This is a genomic window from Bacteroidota bacterium, from assembly GCA_016194975.1.
Taxonomy (GTDB): domain Bacteria; phylum Bacteroidota; class Bacteroidia; order Palsa-965; family Palsa-965.
The window spans coordinates 104722-125099 of record JACQAM010000020.1 but is presented as its reverse complement, the minus strand read 5'-3'; the positions used below and the strand labels follow the sequence as shown (position 1 = coordinate 125099).

Genomic DNA, 20378 nt, shown 5'->3' with positions numbered 1-20378 from the left:
GTGCTCCTGGTCCTCCGAGAATGGCGGGCAACAATGGTGGAGCAAGTTCTTTTGGAATATTTCTCACCTGTAATGGAGGTGGTGGCGCAAATGCAGCTGGTGGTCCGGGTACAAGTGGTGGAGCAGGAGGAGCACAAGGATCTTACGCATTGAATTTCGGAGGATCAGGAAGTGGCGGAGGAACTATTTTCGGCGCCGGTGGAAATTCACCGAATTTCGGAGCAAGCAATGGCGCTGGATACGGAGCCGGTGGCGCCGGTGGTTACCTCGGTGGAAACGGAGGTGGATCAGGTTCACCGGGATTTGTACTTGTGCAATGGTAGAATGATTTTTTTCTGGTTGCAGAAGTTCAACGGAAAATATTTCTGCTTGAAAGTGTGAATATTATTCATCTACTTTTGAGAGGGAATACAGCATGTGTTTCCTCTTTTTGATTTATGAAAATTGCTGCGATTGTTCCTGCATACAATGAATCACATTCGATCAGGAATGTGGTGGAAGAATTATTAGCTGCTGCCATGAAAGATCATTTTCAGTTGACAGTAGTTGTAGTGAATGATTGTTCTACTGATGAAACTGGAAATATTATTGATCATCTTCCCTGTGTAGCGTTGCACCTTCCGGTTAATCTTGGAATCGGAGGCGCAGTACAGACCGGTTTTCGTTTTGCTTTTGAGAATGATTTTGATTTTGCAGTACAGATAGACGGCGACGGGCAACATCCGGCAAGTGCATTGAATGAAATGATACACGCGTCGCACAAAAATAAATGGGATGTAACTATCGGTTCCCGTTTCATTACCGGAGAAGGGTTTCAATCTTCTTCGTTGCGCAGAGCAGGCATTGGATATTTCAGCCGGTTGAACAAACTTCTTACCGGAAAAAAAATTTTTGATACTACTTCAGGCCTTCGTCTCCTCAACCGCAGAGCGCTTTCCGTCGTATATGAATATTATCCCGATGAATATCCCGAGCCGGAAGCACTCGTTCTTTACAGCAAAAACAAACTTTCCATTGGAGAAGTTCCTGTGCACATGCGCGAGCGACAGGGCGGAGTTTCTTCCATCAATTCGGTGCGCGCGCTTTATTACATGTGGAAAGTTTCGCTTGGATGTTTTTTCACCGGTATCAGAAAATGAACCTTCTTTATTACGAACGGTGAAAATCATTGATGAAATGAGCGGCAGGGATGTTTTCCTGACGTGTTAAAACCAGGATTAGAAACGCGAACTTCAATGCGTGTCAAAACATATTTTTTAACTTTACAAAAACATTATTGACGTGAAAAAATATTTTTTATTGATCGCTTTCCTCTTGGGATTACTGGCTATGATCCCGGCATGTAAACACGATCCTATTCTTCCCTCGCAGCAAGTGAGTTTCGAAAATGATATTCGTCCCATTATTCGCGGAAGTTGCCAGCACAACGGATGTCATGATACTTTATCAACAACAGCAAAACCGATCGACTCTTACAATGATATGATGACCGGCGAGCGCATTGTTGCCGGGAAACCGCACAAGAGTGATTTGTACAACAGGGTTTCGGGAGCTTCCGATGATAAAATGCCGAAGGATTCTTATCCTGCGTTGACGGATACACAAATTCGTTTTCTATATGTCTGGATCGCGCAAGGCGCACAAAATAACTAAGCATGAAAAAATATTTTGCCATTTCTTTGATCGCTGCACTTTTCATTGCAGGATGTTATTATGATAAAAAAGATGACATCTATCCTGCAGGAAGTATTTTCACTCCGTGCGATACTACTTCACATCCTTCCTATTCGCGGAACATTGCTCCTCTGATGCAGAATTATTGTTTCAGTTGTCATTCCGGATCGCAACCTTCCAGCAATTACCGGCTCGATAACTATACCGATCTTAATGTGCAGGTGCAGAATGGAAATTTGAACGGATGTGTGAATCGTCTGCATGCTTTCAATCCCATGCCTCCCAGTTTTACTTTGGATTCCTGCAGGATGAATATGTTCAACCACTGGATTGCTGACGGCGCACCTAACAATTAAACATGCTATGAAAAAATTCCTGCTTTTTATTTTTGCGATTTCTTTCACCAGAATTTTTGCGCAGGTAGATGACCTGCAGCGACTGGCTGATAGTCTTGATGCGCTGAATAAGCCAACGAAAGAATATGTTCATTCTACCTTCAAAGGAACACGCGTCATAAATTTTCCTTCAGTGGAAACGGTGGGAAGAAATGCACTTGATTTCCGGATCCAGCATCGCTTTGGTGAATTCAACTCAGGCGCATACAACGCGTTCGGCCTCGACGGGGGCGCGTGCATTCGTCTCGCGCTCGATTACGGAATACGCGATTGGCTCAGCGTGGGAATTGGCCGTACTTCTATTGACAAACTTGCCGATGCTTCAGTGAAAGTGAAGATCCTGAAACAAACAACCGATAATAAAATGCCGGTTACACTCACGTGGATGTCGGGATTCAATTATACTTTTCTCAAAGATCCGAACAAGGATGCAACCGGCGTGGATAAATATAAATACTGGGTGGACCGCATTTCTTATTCGAGCGTGATCACACTCGGAAGAAAATTCTCCACGCGTTTTTCTCTGGAGATTCATGGATTCTGGATCCATTATAATATTGTCGATAATTTTAATGACCTGAATGACATGTTCGCCGTTGGAATTTCAGGAAGATACAAAGTCACCAAGCACATGGCGATCACTTTCGAATATGCAAAACGTTTGAATCGCTACAGTGATTTATTCGATCAGTACTATGATCCGCTCGGCATCGGCATTGACCTTGAAACCGGCGGGCACGTTTTTCAAATGCATTTTACCAATCAGTTCGGCATGAACGAAGTCCAGTATATTCCTTACACTTCGAGCAACTGGTTTAAAATGGGAATCCGCCTCGGCTTCAATATTTCGCGTGTGTTCCAGTTGGGTCACAGCGGAGGAAACGGCTGGTAGGTTTTGGGTTATGAGAAAAACTCAAAACCCACAACACATTGCTCGTTATCATTTATTTTGGAGCCAACAATTTTTCTGCTACTAATTTATCTATTGGAAAAGTAAAATTCTCCGGCGAAATATTTTTCATTTCTATCCAGCGGAATAGCTGCGCACCTTCTTCTTCCTTTTCAAAATCAAAAACTTTTTTGGCCACTTTTATTTTTTCAGGATGCGGCAGTTTCACTTTGTAATAAACGCTGATGAGCTGATCATCGGAATGAAATGCTGAGGCGATAAAAAAATCTGTTGTATAAAAATGTTCGGCTGAAAGTGGTTCCTGCTGCAATTCTTCACGACATTCTCTTCGCACCGCATCCATCAATCCTTCCCCCCACTCCAAACCTCCGCCGGGAAATTTGGTCATCTTTTTTCCGAAACGGATCTCATCGGTCAAGAGAATTTTTTTTTTATGAATAATGAGTGCGTAGGCACGGAGGTTGAATCTTTTCATTTTTCAAATGGTAAAAAAGAACTGAAGAAATTGAAAATGGAAGAATATTAAATGAACTTTTTTAGGTTCTTCCTTCTTCTATACTCGCATTCTTCCATTCCGTATTATTCTACCGGTAGCTTCATTTCAGAATTGATTCTTGTCACAGGATACCGATCGTGTGTTTTTTCTTTGTAGGGCGAATTCTGGTAAATTAAATTGAGTTGCGCCCAGTGTTCGCCGGCAAATGACGGATCCTTCATTTTATCATCAAACTTCTTTTTAAGAACCGGGTCTGTTTTCAAAAGTGAATCTGCTTTTTCTTCCCACACATAATCGCTGAACCATTCTTTCTGCTGGAGAATTCCATCGAAAAAATTCCAGCAGAAATAACTGTCGTCGCATTGCGGTTCAAGTACAGTTACAAGATATGCGTTTGAATTCTGATCCGCTCGTATCACATAATCTCCTTTGTAATATTTTACCTGCTGCGTATCGAGCGCGATCTGCACACCCGAATGAAGATAATGTGATTCATACGGATTCTTTCCAGTCTTCATATCGCCGATGTAATAACAATTCACCGTGATCGTCGTATCTTTTTTCAGCTTTTTCATTTTCACTCCATTCCATTTCAAACGATCAATGACCTCTTTCCATGCCTGCGGAATTACATAGTAAACCGGAACGTCGATCATCACTAAAGGAGAAAACGATTTGTAATACTTAATATTTTTCGCGAACGGAGACTGCTCATCATAATACATCACTTGTCCGTTTGAAAAATCCGACAGACGCATCTTCGCTTCAAATCCATGAAATTCAAGGTCGGAAAATGTGTTTGTGTCGAGAACAAGATTAAGGCCGAAACTTTTTTGTTTCGAAGTTTCAAGATCGGCCTTCTGATGAGCGGCAATTATCTTTTGCGCATCAACAGAAACTTTCTTCACAAATATTTTAAGGAGATCGTAAGTAGCAATGACACGCGAATTATAATTTTTGAGCATGTGTGTTTCGGTTACGTAACCGATACAATTGAAAAGCCCGGTGTAACCTGTAGAAAAACGCGGCGTTTCCAGGAAAGCAGAAATTCCTTTTTCATCCGGAAAATTTCCGACTTCATTCACATACGGACACATGTCATTTTTCAGCGCGTGCATCTGCGCGTAAAGAAATGGGGTCATATCATTTTCCATATAGGAACCAATCGCAGGATGAAGTTTTGCCGACGTGGCGATCAGCGTCATTGTGTATTGATAATCGGCGCCGTCGGAAACGTGTGTGTCCACAAAAACATCGGGCTTCCATTGCTGAAATATTTTTTCGAGCGATCTGGTATTCTCTGCATCGCACTTAATGAAATCGCGGTTGAGATCGAGATTCTTTGCATTGCCGCGAAATCCATATTCATCGGGGCCGTTCTGGTTCGCGCGCGACGTACTCCCGCGATCCAGGCAACCATCCACGTTGTAAACAGGGATGATGAGTAAAATAATATTGGAAGGCAGACTATCGGGATGTTGAATGAAATAATCAGTGAGTTCCATTGAAGCATCAATTCCATCGGGTTCACCGGGATGAATTCCATTGTTGATCATCAGCACCGCTTTCTTTTTTTGTTTTGCAACAACAGGATCGAACGTCTGATCTTTTGAAATGATAAAAAGATGCAATGGTTTCCCTATGTCAGTTGTTCCCGCCTCCTTCAGCAAACACATATTACTTTTCAGATCGAACGTTTTGTAACGCGCAATGACCTGATCGTACGTTGCCGTAGAAGAATAATATTTTGTGAGTTGAGCGCTTGCTGCTCCACAGAAAAAAACAAGGAGAGTACTGAGAATTGTTTTCATCCTGCTAAAGTAGTTCCTTGCCGTAAATTTCCGAAACGGGTGCGAAACAATTCTTTCGATTTAAAAAAAATCTATTTACTCAAATACAAATTCCGCTCCGAATATATCTGGTGAAAATATTCATCGTGCAAATCTTCGATAAAATAGATTGACTCTCCTGTTGATTTCATTTCAGGGCCAAGTTCTTTCTGCACATCCGGGAATTTTTCATAGGAGAAAACCGGAATTTTTATTGCGTATCCTTTCTTCTTCGGATTGTATTTGAAATCTTTCACCTTCGCCCCGAGCATGATCTTCGCTGCATAATTTACGTAAGGTTCGTCGTACGCTTTTGCAATGAAAGGAACCGTACGCGATGCGCGTGGATTCGCTTCGATGATGTACACAATATCATTTTTGATCGCAAACTGAATGTTGAGCAATCCAACAGTATTCAGCGCGAGTGCAATTTTTCTGGTGTGCTCTTCGATCTGTTTCATCACACTTTCAGAAAGATCGAACGGAGGAAGAACTGCGTAAGAATCGCCGGAGTGAATTCCGGCCGGTTCTATGTGTTCCATGATACCAATGATGTAAACCTCTTTTCCATCGCAGATCGCATCAGCTTCCGCTTCAATTGCATTTTCCAGGAAATGATCGAGCAGAACTTTATTTCCCGGAATATCATTTAGCAATTTCACAACATGTTGCTCCAACTCCTGTTCATTGATCACGATCTTCATGCTTTGTCCGCCGAGTACATACGAAGGACGAACCAGCAATGGAAATCCGAGTTGACGCGCAAGATCGATCGCCTGGTCTGCATCTTCGATCACACCGAATTTCGGATAAGGAATATTGTTGTCTTTTAAAAGTGTGGAAAAACTTCCGCGGTCTTCTGCAAGATCAAGCGATTTGAAATCGGTGCCAATAATTTTTATTCCGTAACGGTCTAATTTCTCAGCGAGCTTCAGTGCAGTTTGTCCGCCGAGTTGTACGATCACTCCTTCCGGTTGCTCATGCAAAATGATCTCGTAAATATGTTCCCAGAAAACCGGTTCGAAATAAAGTTTGTCAGCAACATTGAAATCGGTAGAAACTGTTTCGGGATTGCAATTGATCATGATCGTTTCGTAACCCAATTCTTTCGCTGCAAGCACGCCGTGCACACAGGAATAATCGAATTCAATTCCCTGCCCGATGCGATTCGGCCCTGAACCGAGCACTACCACTTTTTTCTTATCGGAACGCACCGATTCATTTTCCGTTTCGAAAGTGGAATAGTAATACGGAGTTCTCGCTTCGAATTCCGCCGCACAGGTATCCACCAATTTGTAAACTCTTTTCATTCCGAATTCATCGCGGCGTTTTTTAAACACTTCGCTCTCGAGACATTTCAGCAAATGCGCGATCTGTCGGTCGGCATAACCTTTCTGTTTCGCTTCCCACATCAGGTCTTTCGGAATATCACCGATATTATATTTTTCAATTTCACGTTCCATCGCCACCATTTCTTCGATCTGGTTTAAAAACCACGGATCGATCTTCGTGAGTTTGTGAATGGTCTTCACCGAAATTCCCAGGCGAAGCGCATCATAGATCATGAACAAACGATTCCATGACGGACGTTCGAGCGCATTGAGCAATTCCTGCTGATTGGTAATTTCTTTTCCGTCGGCGCCCAAACCATTTCTTTTTATTTCCAACGATTGTGCTGCTTTCTGCAATGCTTCCTGGAAAGATCTTCCGATCGCCATCACTTCTCCCACTGATTTCATCTGGAAACCAAGTTCGCGATTCGCTCCTTTGAATTTGTCGAAATTCCAGCGCGGAATTTTCACGATCACATAATCAAGTGTCGGTTCAAAATAAGCAGAGGTACTTTGCGTGATCTGGTTCACCAGTTCATCGAGATGGTAACCGATGGCAAGTTTCGAAGCAATTTTAGCAATAGGATATCCGGTTGCTTTCGACGCGAGCGCAGAGGAGCGTGACACGCGCGGATTAATTTCGACCGCAATAATTTCTTCTTTTTCATCGGGACTCACCGCGAACTGAACGTTGCATCCGCCTGCGAAATTTCCAATGGAACGCATCATTTTTATTGCCATCGAACGCATGCGCTGAAAAGTAGTATCAGAAAGAGTCATCGCAGGCGCAACCGTGATCGAGTCGCCTGTATGCACGCCCATGGGATCGAAATTTTCGATGGAACAGATGATGCACACATTATCATTGGCGTCGCGTAATAATTCCAATTCAAATTCTTTCCATCCGAGTACCGCTTTATCGATGAGCACTTCGTGAATGGGAGAAGTCTGCAATCCGCGATTGAGTGCTTTGTCAAAATCTTCTTTGTTATACACTACAGATCCGCCGCTGCCACCGAGTGTGAAAGACGGGCGGATCACCAATGGAAAACCGAATTGCTGTGCGATCTCTTTTCCTTCGAGAAAAGATTTTGCAATGTGTGAAGGCGCCATGGCAACACCGATACTTTCCATTCTTGCGCGGAACATATCACGATCTTCCGTCACTTTGATAGCATCGATGTCAACACCGATCATCCGTACTTTATATTTTTTCCAGATGCCGAGCTCATCACATTTCAGCGCGAGATTCAATGCAGTTTGTCCGCCCATCGTTGGAAGTACCGCATCGATCTTATGTTTCTCAAGAATTTTTACAATGGATTGCGTGGTGAGCGGCAACAAATAAATATTATCGGCCGTCACTTTATCCGTCATGATCGTAGCCGGATTACTGTTGATGAGCGTTACCTCAATTCCTTCTTCGCGCAGCGCACGCGAGGACTGTGAGCCGGAGTAATCAAATTCGCAGGCCTGCCCGATGATGATGGGGCCGCTGCCGATGATGAGGACTGATTTTATGCTGTTGTCTTTTGGCATATCGATTGGAAAAACAGGATTAAAAATTTGCAGGACGAAAGTACTTTAGCATGATCGCCTTCACAATTTTCACACGATTGTGCTTTCAACATTTTGCGAACACTCCAAAAAAAATCCCCCTTAACGGAGGATATGCGGACAAAAAAAAGGCGCCAATTTAATGACACCTTTTCTTTATGAGTTGAAAAACCGCTCATTTATTATTTGTGGGTTTTTTCTGAAGACACTGTCAGTTTTTTACGGCCGCGTTTACGGCGTGATGCTACCACGCGACGCCCATTGGCAGAAGCCATGCGCTCACGGAAACCGTGTTTGTTTTTGCGTTTTCGTTTCGAAGGTTGGAACGTACGTTTCATTGTTCTTTTCTTTAATTGGTCTGCAAAGATAATGGAATATGGTAGTACACCAAATGCTTCCACAATTTTATACTTTCATTGGAATACAACCCTTTAAGAGGCATTATTTTCATTGGCGTAAAATAATCCCCTTCATTGGAACGACTCCCCGGAAGGAGCAATTTTCTATTGACTACTTTTGCCCAATAATTTCAACGCATGGCAGGACCCGGAGGCGGGCGATTCCGCTCACAAAACGGATCAAAGGACGAGTTACCCAAAGTAAAGATCTCGGGTAAAACACTTAGGCGGTTTTTCAGATTGTTCGGTTATATGACCGGACACCGCTGGAAATTCGCATTGGGAATGTTGTTCCTCGCACTCACGAGTTCGGTAGCGCTTATTTTTCCGCGACTGACCGGAAATCTTGTGCAGGCGAGTACCATTTCCATCGAAGCGATCAACCGCAACGGATATTATCTTCTTCTTCTTTTTATATGTCAGGCATTTTTCTCTTTCATGCGGGTCATGTTGTTCACCAATGTAACAGAACACATGCTCGCTAATCTCCGCAAAACAATTTACAGTCATCTCGTGCGAATGCCCATGGCTTTTTTCTCGCAGAAACGCGTTGGAGAATTAGTGAGCAGAACTACAGGGGACATTGCGCAGATCGGTGATACGTTCACGTTTGTGCTCGCAGAATTTCTACGGCAGTTCATCATCATCATCGGCGGAACAATTTCGCTGATCGTGATCTCTCCTAAACTCGCGATGTGGATGGTGGGAACACTCGCACTGATAGCCGTGGTTGCTGTTTTTTTCGGAAGACAGGTCCGGAAATTTTCGCGTCGTGCGCAGGACCAGGTGGCGGTGAGCACAACGATTCTTGATGAAACGATGATGGCGATCGCGAGTGTGAAATCGTATGTGAATGAATTTTACGAGATAGCGCGTTACGGAAAAAGTACAGAAGCGATACGCGACATCAACATAAGAGCGGGAATTTTCAGGGCCGGATTTATTTCTTTCATCATCTTCTGCATTTTCGGATCGATAGTTTTTCTCGTGTGGAAAGCGCTGCAGTTCCAGCACGCCGGAGAAATTACACCGGGGCAATTGACCACCATTCTCATTTTCGCGGTTTTCATAGGCGCTTCTATTGGTGGAATTGCAGAACAATATTCACAAGTTCAGAAAGCGGTGGGCGCAACGGAACGTGTGCTTGACATTGTGGAAGAAGAGCCGGAAAAAATAAATCAGCGAACAGGACAGGCAAAACGCCTCGATGGAAAAGTGGAATTCAACAGTGTTCGGTTTTCTTATCCGTCGAGAAAAGATGTGGAAGTGCTGCAGAAAATTTCTTTCGAAGCAAAACCCGGCCAGACGATCGCTATTGTAGGCCCGAGTGGATCAGGAAAATCTACGATTGCACAATTGCTTTTGCGATTCTACGATCCGGAAAACGGAATTATTTCTTTCGACGGAAAAGATGCGCGTGATTTCGATCTCGCTGAATTGCGCGAGAATATGGCGATCGTTCCGCAGGATGTTCTGCTTTTCGGCGGAAGCATTCGGGAGAATATTGCTTATGGAAAACCAAATGCATCACAAAGTGAAATTGAGGAGGCGGCAAGAAAAGCCAATGCACTTGAATTCATTGATGGATTTCCGGAAAAATTCGGAACGGTGGTCGGCGATCGCGGCATTCAACTCTCGGGCGGGCAACGCCAGCGCATTGCGATAGCGCGCGCGGTGCTCAAAGATCCTTCTATTCTCATTCTTGATGAAGCAACAAGTTCGCTCGATTCGGAAAGTGAGCGCGTGGTGCAGGAAGCGCTCGATAAATTAATGGTAGGAAGAACTTCATTCGTGATCGCACATCGTCTTTCCACCATTCGTAATGCCGATAAAATTATCGTGATAGAAAAAGGGCGCGTGGTAGAAGCAGGAACGCATGATGAACTGATGCAGATCGAGAATGGACTTTACCGGAGCCTGAGCAGGTTGCAGTTTGCGAGTGTGAAGTGAGAATGGGTGAATGTGTAAATGTGCTGATGAATTTGAGGAAGTGAAATACCAGGAAAAAAGTTCAGGGGAAGTCACCGGAAAAATTTTATTGCACAGCGGGAATTACGCGTAGCCCTGACCACGCGCGTGCTCTGCTGCGCACGGGCAGGAACACAAAAATTTTGAAGCTCTGCAGTTGCGCTTCAAATCCCAACATCTCAAGAACAAGTAACCAATAACTCCTACTGCATTTATCGTATTCCAATTTTCCACACATTATTTTTTTATTTCCAGCGTTTGTAAACTGTACACCATTCCGTTTACTGAATTACCATTAGCAAATTACCCTGTATCTTTTTTACAAAACGCCATTATGAATTCAAAACCACCAGCCATGAAACGTATAGCCCTCCTCCCTGCCCTGCTTTTTGCCACAGGCATAAGCGCGCAACATTATGTACGCACGAAACACAACATCGGAATTTGCGCATCGTATAGTCCATTCGACAACACGGTTCAGCAATGGTCAACGCACGACATAAAAAACGGTTCTGCTTTCACGGCCGGAATTTGCCACGAGTGGAATGAAATTTTTTATCCGGAAATATTTTTTGTACAGCACAGCAGTTCTTTTCCGCTGAGCAACGAAGAGGGAACCGTGAATTATAAATGGAATGGTGTGGGTGCAGGAATACTCATGAAGCTCGACCTGTTTTCGATTGACAATCGCAAAAAAAACGGTTACTGCTTCGGAGGCATGATCAATTACGATCTCGGTTTTGATTACGTTCATGCGCTGCAACTTTCACCTTCGGAAAATAATTTTTCTAAACACGATGAGCTCGCGGCGAAAACGGGACTTGGCATGTACAGTGTGTGGGGAGGATCGTCGAAGAATCATGAAGCGTGGACGATTTACTGGGAAGCGTATTATCGTTACGGACTTACTCCGTTCATGAAAGAAGGCGGAGAAGATTTTTCACACGGTTCCTTCAACCTCGGTTTGCGCGTGATGCATTACAAGACGTACAAATTTTCCGATATGTGATCCACCAGGCGGCGCTGGATAAAGCGAATATTAAGCGATGAGTTATCTGTGATGTGCAATAAGATTTAGTTGGTGATTGGATGATGGCGGTTGCTAGTGTTTGATGTTTTGAGAGGAGAAATGCAGAAATTGCGACTGCACTCCGATGACTTGCATTATTTACTAAAGATTACAAGGGGCTTTATTGTGATTCAGTTTTATTGCTGGTGGTGATTGGTATATGTTTGCTGCGAACAAATTACCATTATGAAATCAAAAATCGTTTTATTCATTTTAATCACAGTGCTAGGATTAGCCTGTAATCAAGCTCAGCATATTTCAGAAGGCGAAAACAAAAGATCTTCAGTTGTTGAACCTAACATGCTTCTTCCTATCCCTATTAATTGTATTGGAGTAAAAAATATTTTGCCTACTCCGGATAACACCTATGTTTTTCACTCGACAATTATTGACAAGCCATTATCCTTCCCGCCTCGCTCTATTCAAAATGTAGTTTCAACGCTTGTTCTTCCGCAAACGATTTCTCGCGATACAGTTCCGCATCACGCAACTACAACTACACATACTGCATCTTCAGGAGATCCCGGCGAGGATGATTATGACGCCGCGAGGAAGGTCAATACTCTTGCTATAGTTGCCATCATCTTATCATTCTTTCTTTTTCCGCTCGGAATTATCCTCGCTCTAATTGCATTTATTATAGCAAAAAAAATAAAAGCGCGGCACTCGGTCTCTGAGAATTACAAAGGGAAAGAAGAAGTGGAATCAACTTTGCGAATTTGCAAGGGAATCTTCATTGGATTCTCCATTTTAATACCTCTCTCTTTTATTGCATATCTATTGACCGCGCGGGCGATTAATAACGCCTGTTACATCGCTACGATGGTTTACAAAAGTTACGACGCACCGGAAGTTTTGGTCTTGCGGAAATTCCGCGATGAGAAACTGAAACCCTATTTTCTTGGAAGACTTTTCATTGCGATCTATTACTCCACTTCACCAGTCTTCGTGCGTATGTTCAGAAATAACGTGCGTGTGAATAATGCGTGCCGGTGGATGCTGGATAAATTGGTGGAGAGATTAAGGAGGAAAGATTCTGTTCTTAAATTTTCAAATAAATAATTTCACATGAAAAGCAAAATATCTATTCTGATTCTATATATGATACTGATTCACGCGGCAACTTTCGCGCAAGTCAGCAACTCAGATGATATCCAGCTAAGCCGATTCTCAGTCGGTCTTGGAATTTCTCACGGCCGCACGACAGATCAAGGTCCGGGATGGGGTGGTTGTATTGATGCCAATTATTTTCTGGGAAACAAATTCAGTATAGGAGTGAGGTCAATACTGCTTGCAGGGCGTAGCTATTCCTCCGTAGGTGATGCAAAGGACTCGGCAGGAAATGTGGCAGGGCAAGAATTTTATTCTTATAAGGGAAGCAGTATTATGAATTTCGGCGTTGTTTCTTCTTATTATGTTCTTGGTAAAAATTGCGACAGCAAAGGCGGAGCTTTTCTTTCGTTAGGAGTTGGTTATTTCAGTTACCACGATGTTTTTGCTATTGATATTACCGGAACAAGTACTTATGGAAGCGGTACGGTTTCAACAGCACATGAAACAAAGGGACTGGGGTTACTTTTTTCCGCCGGGCTTGATCATAGACTCGGAATCGGGAGAATATTTCTTGATGTGCCTCTGGAAATCGGATTTGCCGGAAAAATTTCAGAAGTGGACACTATGACTGGCAATGTTAGAAATATCGGTATTGGGAATTCTTCTTCCGAACGTTCGATCGGCATCGCAGATTTTATTTTTTTCAATGAAACAGTGGTGACATCTTTTAATCTCGGCTATAAAATATATTTTCAATGAAAACAAAACTCACACTCTTCGCGATTTTTATTTCCCTCTCCGTTTTTTCGCAAGCGCCGAATTGGGCGTGGGCGAAAAGTGCGGGAGGAAATTCTTTCGATGGAGCCAATTCTATTTATGCTGACGGAACAGGAAATATTTACGTTGCGGGCAATTTCATCAGCTCTTCAATAGTTTTTGGCTCAACGACTTTGACAAACACATGGAATGGTCAAATGTTTCTGGTTAAATATGACGTTAATGGAAATGTTATATGGGCACAAAGTGCTTCTGGAAGTAATGCCAACGGTGCACAATCAGTCAGCGGAGATCCTTCTGGCAATATTGTCGTGGCAGGATTTTTCTCGAGCTCAACTATTTCCTTTGGGTCGACAACGTTGACTAATCCCTTTCCAAATAATGCCGACATGTTCGTTGTAAAGTATGATAGTAATGGAAATCCACAATGGGCGACAAATTCTGGGGGCGATCCATACACTTATCCAAGTTCGGTTTGTGCTGACGCTTCTGGTAATGTTTTCGTGACTGGGAATTACTCCGGGGCGTACATAATATTTGATAGCGACACTTTGTTCAACAGTTATGCGGGTTCAAATGATATTTTCATAGAAAAATATAGCACTAATGGTATCCCCTCGTGGTCTCTTACCGCAGGAGGTGGTTCAGATGATAATTCCTCCGCCATTTTTACTGATGATTCTGGATATGTATACTTGACTGGAAGTTTTACGTCTTCAATTACTTTCGGTTCAATAACACTTAATACCACAGGAAATCACGATATTTTTTTGGTCAAGTTTGACGGGGCTGGAAACGTCATTTGGGCGCGGAGTGCCGGAGGACAGAATTATGATAACGATGTTTCAACTTGTGGTCAGGCAGATCAAAAAGGTAATGTTTTTATAGCTGGGTATTTTTCATCAGATACTTTAATTCTGGGGCTCGATACTTTGATTAATTCATCCATGAATATCAATGATATGTTTATAGCAAAATATTCAGCCACTGGAAATCTTGTTTGGGCAAGAAGTGCTGGAGGTATTATGACAGAAATGGCTTACGCACTGACAACTGACTCGGTGGGAAACGCTTTCGCAGGAGGTGTCTTTTCGAGTTCAAATTTGATTTTTGGATTCGATACTCTTGTATATAGTGGAGGAGTTTCAGATATATTTCTGGCTAAATACGACACCGTTGGAAATGTTATTTGGGCGAAATCCGTCGGCGGGAGTATGGCAGATTTTGTTACGGGAGCAGCAAAGGATCAATCTGAAAATATTTATTTAGCGGGGTGGTACGATAGTCCGACTTTAGCTTTTGGATCAACAACGCTGACTAATATTGATAATACTGGATCATCTCACGATATGTTTATTTCCAAAATTGATAATCTCGGGGTAGGGATTAATCAAATCAACTTCTCAAAAGAAAATCTTAATTATGCTCCCAACCCTTCCTCCGGAATCTTCACCATCAAAGCTGAAAATAATTTCTCCGGAACTATTTCCATCACCAACATCCTGGGAGAAATAATCTATCAAACACAAATTCAAAATTCCAATTCAGAGATCGACTTGAGTTCCGAGCCGGATGGAATTTATTTTGTGAATGTGAAAAACGAAAAGGAATCATTCACGCAAAAAATAATCATTCAAAAATAAATTATCATGAAAAAATATTTTACACTCTTCGCGATTCTTACTTCACTCTCCGTTTTTTCTCAAGCCCCGAATTGGGCGTGGGCGAAAAGTGCGGGAGGGTCATGGAACGGAAGAGATGATTATGGAAAAAGCATCTGCTCAGATTTAAATGGAAACGTATTCGTTACCGGATATTTTTTCTCTGCAAAGATCTATTTAGATAACGACTCATTGACAAATGTTGATAATACAGGTAACACGTGCGATATTTTTATTGCTAAATATGATTCTTCAGGAAATATCCTGTGGGTAAAAAGTATAGGCGGTACAGATTGGGACGAAAGTTTGTGTATAGCAATTGATTTGAATGGAAATGTATTATTGACTGGTCAATTTTGGAGCCCAATTATCATTTTTGACAATGACACATTAACAAATACAAATGGACCTAACAGTTCAGATGTTTTTATTGCAAAATATGATGCTTCCGGAAATGTAATATGGGCGAAAAGTGCGGGAGGAATTAGTTCGGATTTGTCGTACAGTATTAGCACGGATTCAAACGGAAATATTTTTATTACTGGCAGTTTTTATAGCTCAACTATTGCCTTTGGCGCAATCACGTTATCGAATGCTGATATTACCGGTAATACATATGATTTTTTTGTAGCAGGATATGATGCCTTCGGAAATGTAATATGGGCTACAAGTGCTGGTGGCATTTCCTCTGATGCAGGGGCAAGCATTAGCACTGATGCAAGTGGAAATATATTTGTTACAGGTTTTTTTGGAAGTTCCACAATCACGTTTGGAAATATAACTTTAACCAATCCCGGCAACCATGATTTTTTTGTTACCAAATATTCTCCGTCAGGAACTGTGATTTGGGCGAATAATGCAGGAGGAAACACAGTTAATGGAGGTAACAGCATCAGTACCGATGCAAGTGGAAATGTCTTTGTAACTGGACTTTTTGGTAGCGGGACAATTAATTTTGGCAATACTTCTCTAACCAATAGTGCAAATTGTTTTTCAGGATGTGATGACGTTTTTATTACAAAATATGATGTTTCGGGTAATGTACTTTGGTCTAAAAGTGCGTATGGAAATTTTGAGGATATCGGTTATGGCATCAGCACCGATGCATGTGCAAATGTTTTTATCACAGGATCTTTTAGTAGCCCCGTAATTTTTTTTGGAAGTGACTCCTTAACTAAAGGGCCATTGGGTTCAGATATCTTCGTTGCAAAATATAATTCTTCAGGAAATTTAGTTTGGGCAAAAGGTGAGGGAGGATCAGGAGGATCGGGAGAAGGCATCTCAATCAATGTTGGAACTAGTGGGAGTGTATACACTACTGGAAATTTTATTGGTCAACTGATTTTTTACAATGACACCCTGAATGCTTGGAGTGGTAATGATATTTTCACATCAAAAATAAATTCTTATTTAACTGCAAATATTATTTCCGTCAATATGGACTGCGGAAACGGACCTTGCAATGGGTCTGTAAATGCAAATGTTGCTTATGGAGCTCCACCTTACACTTATTTATGGAGCGACGGACAAACAACACAAACCGCCACCGGACTTTGCGCAGGAACTTATTCTGTAATTATTGTCGATGCGGTAAATGATTCTACAACGGCTTCTATAGCAATTACAAATAATCCTTTGCCTACTGTTTCCTATAATCAAATCACAACAAACATGTGTGTGAACTGGGGCGCGCAAACATTGAGTGCAGGCATACCCGCAGGAGGAATTTATTCCGGAACTGCTGTTTCGGGAAATACATTTAATCCTTCCGTTGCAGGCCCTGGAACTTTTCAGATCATCTACACTTATACTTCTTCTAACGGCTGCACAAATTCAGACACTTCTTTCGTCATTGTAAGTCTTTGTTCAGGTATTCAAACGCAGGATGAAAATTCAGAATTTGTAATTTCTCCAAATCCTTCTTCGGGAAAATTTACGGTACAATCCGAGAACAATTTTTCACCGAAAGAAATTTCCATCACCAACGTTCTCGGAGAAATAATTTACAGCAGTGCAACTGACAACCGGCAACTCACAACTGATATTGACTTGAGTTCTCAGCCAGATGGAATTTATTTTGTGAATGTGAAAAACGAAAAGGAATCATTCACGCAAAAAATAATCATTCAAAAATAAATTGTCATGAAAAAATATTTTACCCTCTTTGCAATTTTCATTTCGCTCTCCGCTTTTTCTCAATCGCCAAATTGGGCGTGGGCGAGAAGTGCGGGAGAACAAATTGTTTTGAATTAAAAAAATAATCAATTAAAAAAAATACAATGAAAACAAAAAAATATTCATTCGCCATCCTCCTTCCTTTGTGCATTTCTTGTTTTGGATTTAAGAACGAATTGCAGTCCCAGAACACCTGGATACAAAAAGCGACTTACGGCGGCACGGGAAGATACACCGCAGTTGGTTTTTCCATCGGAACAAAAGGATACATTGGAACAGGATCGCCTGATGGAGGATTTGCTTATGTTGATTTCTGGGAGTACGACCCGGTATCAGATACATGGATGCAAAAAGCGAACTATGGAGGAGGCGGAAGATTTGATGCCGTCGGATTTTCTATCGGAACAAAAGGATATGTAGGAACCGGAACAACTAATGCAGGAAATGCATTGCAGGATTTTTGGTCATGGAACCAACTTACGAATACCTGGTCTCCTGTTGCAAGTTTGATCGGAGCAGGACGCAGACTCGGCGTTGGTTTTTCAATCGGAAACAAAGGATATGTTTCAATGGGAACAAATGCCGGCCTTAATTCATTTTACAATGATCTCTGGGAATATGATCCTACAGCAGATACCATTGGAGGGCTTCCATGGAATCAAAAGGCAAGTTTTCCAGGAGCAGGAAGAGCGGGTGCAATTTGTTTTACAATCGGAACAAAAGCTTACGTTGGAACTGGTACTACATGGAGTACAACGTTCAGTGACTTTAAAGAATATAATCAGGTCACTGATACCTGGACTGCAAAAGCAAATTATGCCGGTGGTCCTATTTACGCAGCTGTTGGATTTTCAATTAATAATAGAGGATATGTTGCAACAGGTTTCCCCGGCCCCTCGCAGGATTTGCGCGAATATGATCCTGCGACTGATGTCTGGAATCAAAGAACAAATTTCGGAGGAGTGGCGCGCGTTTACCCGGTTGCTTTTACGATCAATGGAAATGGATACGTAGGAACCGGTTTTAATCCGAGCACTGCATACCGGGACTTCTGGGAATATATACCACTCGATGTAAGCGTTGAAGAACAAAATGCAATTTCAGAAGCAAGCATTTACCCATCAGTTTCTGACGGACACATTTTTATTAAAACGAAGATCAGAAGATCTGCACTACGTATTTACAACATGAACGGAGACCTTCTTTTTGAAACAAACATTGAATCCTGTTCAGAAGATGCTGACCTTACATTTCTGAGTAACGGAATTTATCTGGCAAGATTAAATTCAATGGAAAATGAAAGTGAATTCACAACACAAAAATTAATTATTGCACATTGATCGAACACGAATAAATTTTCTGAAAAAAACAAGTCATGAAAAAAACAATTCTTCTCGTGGGTACAGTTCTTCTGTTCACATTATCCATGCGATCACAATCTCCGGTATGGCAGTGGGCAAACACATTCAACGGAATTGATTACAACGGTAGCATGGGATCTGCTGTTGTCTCAGATTCGATCGGGAACACTTATGTTACTGGAACGCTTAGCAGCGATTCGGTAATCATGAACAGTACTATTCTGCCCGATGCCGGAGTTTTCATTGCGAAATATGATTCTTCAGGTGCCATCCTCTGGGGAAAAGGAGCAAGAAAAGGTTTCGCATCAGGACAGGGAATTGCAATTGATGCATCAGGAAATAGTTTTATATCCGGGTATTTCAATTCTGACACATTAATACTTGGCGCCGATACCATGATCCGCCAGCAGGGTTCCGGCGCGGAATTATTCATCGCGAAATTCGATAATTCCGGAAATGAAATATGGGCAAAACATTTTGGAGGGGATGGAAACGATCAGGCCAATAGAATAACCTGCACACGAACCGGAAATATTTTTATTACGGGATTTTTCAGCAGCAGAAAACTCATTATTGGAGCAGACACGCTGATTAATCGCGACACTACCGGATCGTCACTCGATTGCTTAATTGCAGGGTTCAGTCAAACTGGAAATTCTTTATGGGCAAGATCCGCAGGTGGAACCAATATTGACGAAGCTATTTCTATCTGTACAGATGCGAACAACTTCATCTGGATAACCGGAGCATTTTACAGTTCATCCGTTTCTTTCGATACTATTTCTATATCTAACTATTCTTCAACATTCGGCGGAGATATTTTTGTAGCGAAATACAACACCAATGGAAATTTATTATTGGTAAAGAATTTTTCAAGCGATAATTACTCCAATGATGCAAGTATTGCCATCGCTTCAGATGCAATGGGAAATGTTTTCATTACAGGAGAATTTTCCGGCGATACGCTCCGGTTAGGAAGTTTAATCGCTCTGAATTCTGCACCCTGCTCCGGCACTTTTGACCTTTTCTTTTGTAAAATTGATTCTGCGGGAAATCCATTGTGGGTTCGAACCGGTATCGGTACTTCGGCTCCTTGCGCCGGAAGTGATGAATTCGGATCCGGAATAAGTGTTGACTTAACTGGCGCAGTTTACACAACCGGAGAATACGAAGGGTATAATATTACATTCGGTTCTACAGTTTTACCGAATACCAATCCCGGCAGCAGCGATCTTTTTGTCGTAAAGTATGACAGCTCCGGAAATTTTATTTACGGAATGAGCGCTGTTTCTTCTAATAACGAATACCCGGCTGCAATTGCGGCACGCACCGCGAACGAATGTTTCGTTACCGGTTATTTTGGCGGGGCTACCATCTCATTCGGAAATAATACTCTCATTAATTCATGCGTTTTTCCCAATAGCGCAGATTTTTTTCTTACCAAACTCCGTAGCGATACCACTACGCTCGGAATAGAAACAATACCGGAGTTTTCTTTTCATATTTCTCCAAATCCTTCTTCAGGAAAATTTTCTTTACAATTCGAAAATAATTTTTCCGGAATAATTTGCATCACCAACATCCTCGGAGAAATAATTTATCAAACTGAAATAAATAATTCGAACCAGGAAATTGACTTAAGTTCTCAACCCGATGGAATTTATTTTGTGAATGTGAAAGCGAAAGTAGAATCGTTCACACAGAAAATAATCATTCAAAAATAA

General features: G+C 42.0%; 16 protein-coding genes. 12 read left to right on the top strand and 4 right to left on the bottom strand.

From position 1 onward, the window contains the following. Nucleotides 1-437: 437 nt before the first annotated feature. The 4 genes from HY064_13015 (at nucleotide 438) to HY064_13000 (ending at nucleotide 2961) form a co-directional block, all read left to right on the top strand. Nucleotides 438-1139, top strand: a complete 702-nt coding sequence (locus HY064_13015) for a glycosyltransferase family 2 protein (protein ID MBI3511576.1) — start codon at nucleotides 438-440, stop codon at nucleotides 1137-1139. A 142-nt stretch (nucleotides 1140-1281) separates the two neighbouring features. After that, nucleotides 1282-1653 carry a hypothetical protein gene (locus HY064_13010; GenBank protein ID MBI3511575.1) on the top strand — a complete coding sequence of 124 codons (372 nt, stop codon included), beginning with the start codon at nucleotides 1282-1284 and terminating at the stop codon, nucleotides 1651-1653. A 2-nt stretch (nucleotides 1654-1655) separates the two neighbouring features. Further along, complete coding sequence (locus tag HY064_13005; GenBank protein MBI3511574.1) at nucleotides 1656-2030, top strand: hypothetical protein; 375 nt, start codon at nucleotides 1656-1658, stop codon at nucleotides 2028-2030. A gap of 7 nt (nucleotides 2031-2037) precedes the next feature. Then, a complete protein-coding gene (locus HY064_13000; protein MBI3511573.1) occupies nucleotides 2038-2961 on the top strand; it encodes a hypothetical protein in 924 nt (307 codons plus the stop codon). A 52-nt stretch (nucleotides 2962-3013) separates the two neighbouring features. Here HY064_13000 and HY064_12995 read toward each other — a convergent pair whose 3' ends face one another. From HY064_12995 to rpmH, 4 genes are all read right to left on the bottom strand, one after another. Next, on the bottom strand, nucleotides 3014-3454 hold the full coding sequence (locus HY064_12995; GenBank protein MBI3511572.1) for an NUDIX domain-containing protein: 441 nt from the start codon (nucleotides 3452-3454) through the stop codon (nucleotides 3014-3016). Between the two features lie 104 nt (nucleotides 3455-3558). Next, nucleotides 3559-5286, bottom strand: coding sequence for a hypothetical protein (locus HY064_12990; protein ID MBI3511571.1), 1728 nt, complete (start codon nucleotides 5284-5286; stop codon nucleotides 3559-3561). A gap of 71 nt (nucleotides 5287-5357) precedes the next feature. Continuing rightward, nucleotides 5358-8174: a carbamoyl-phosphate synthase large subunit gene (gene carB / locus HY064_12985; GenBank protein ID MBI3511570.1), complete on the bottom strand. Its 2817-nt coding sequence runs from the start codon at nucleotides 8172-8174 to the stop codon at nucleotides 5358-5360. A 200-nt stretch (nucleotides 8175-8374) separates the two neighbouring features. After that, nucleotides 8375-8530, bottom strand: coding sequence for a 50S ribosomal protein L34 (gene rpmH, locus HY064_12980; GenBank protein ID MBI3511569.1), 156 nt, complete (start codon nucleotides 8528-8530; stop codon nucleotides 8375-8377). Nucleotides 8531-8728: 198 nt separating this feature from the next. Here rpmH and HY064_12975 point away from each other — a divergent pair, with 198 nt between their 5' ends. The 8 genes from HY064_12975 (at nucleotide 8729) to HY064_12940 (ending at nucleotide 20378) form a co-directional block, all read left to right on the top strand. Then, nucleotides 8729-10540 carry an ATP-binding cassette domain-containing protein gene (locus HY064_12975; protein ID MBI3511568.1) on the top strand — a complete coding sequence of 604 codons (1812 nt, stop codon included), beginning with the start codon at nucleotides 8729-8731 and terminating at the stop codon, nucleotides 10538-10540. Nucleotides 10541-10913: 373 nt separating this feature from the next. After that, nucleotides 10914-11567, top strand: a complete 654-nt coding sequence (locus tag HY064_12970; GenBank protein ID MBI3511567.1) for a hypothetical protein — start codon at nucleotides 10914-10916, stop codon at nucleotides 11565-11567. A gap of 246 nt (nucleotides 11568-11813) precedes the next feature. After that, nucleotides 11814-12689 carry a hypothetical protein gene (locus tag HY064_12965; GenBank protein ID MBI3511566.1) on the top strand — a complete coding sequence of 292 codons (876 nt, stop codon included), beginning with the start codon at nucleotides 11814-11816 and terminating at the stop codon, nucleotides 12687-12689. Between the two features lie 6 nt (nucleotides 12690-12695). Continuing rightward, nucleotides 12696-13439, top strand: a complete 744-nt coding sequence (locus HY064_12960; GenBank protein MBI3511565.1) for a hypothetical protein — start codon at nucleotides 12696-12698, stop codon at nucleotides 13437-13439. Beyond that, nucleotides 13436-15100: a T9SS type A sorting domain-containing protein gene (locus tag HY064_12955; GenBank protein MBI3511564.1), complete on the top strand. Its 1665-nt coding sequence runs from the start codon at nucleotides 13436-13438 to the stop codon at nucleotides 15098-15100. The genes HY064_12960 and HY064_12955 overlap by 4 nt, the downstream gene beginning before the upstream one ends. Before the next feature lie 6 nt (nucleotides 15101-15106). Then, nucleotides 15107-17254, top strand: a complete 2148-nt coding sequence (locus HY064_12950) for a T9SS type A sorting domain-containing protein (protein ID MBI3511563.1) — start codon at nucleotides 15107-15109, stop codon at nucleotides 17252-17254. A 143-nt stretch (nucleotides 17255-17397) separates the two neighbouring features. After that, complete coding sequence (locus HY064_12945; protein MBI3511562.1) at nucleotides 17398-18633, top strand: galactose oxidase; 1236 nt, start codon at nucleotides 17398-17400, stop codon at nucleotides 18631-18633. A 35-nt stretch (nucleotides 18634-18668) separates the two neighbouring features. Further along, a complete protein-coding gene (locus HY064_12940) occupies nucleotides 18669-20378 on the top strand; it encodes a T9SS type A sorting domain-containing protein (GenBank protein MBI3511561.1) in 1710 nt (569 codons plus the stop codon).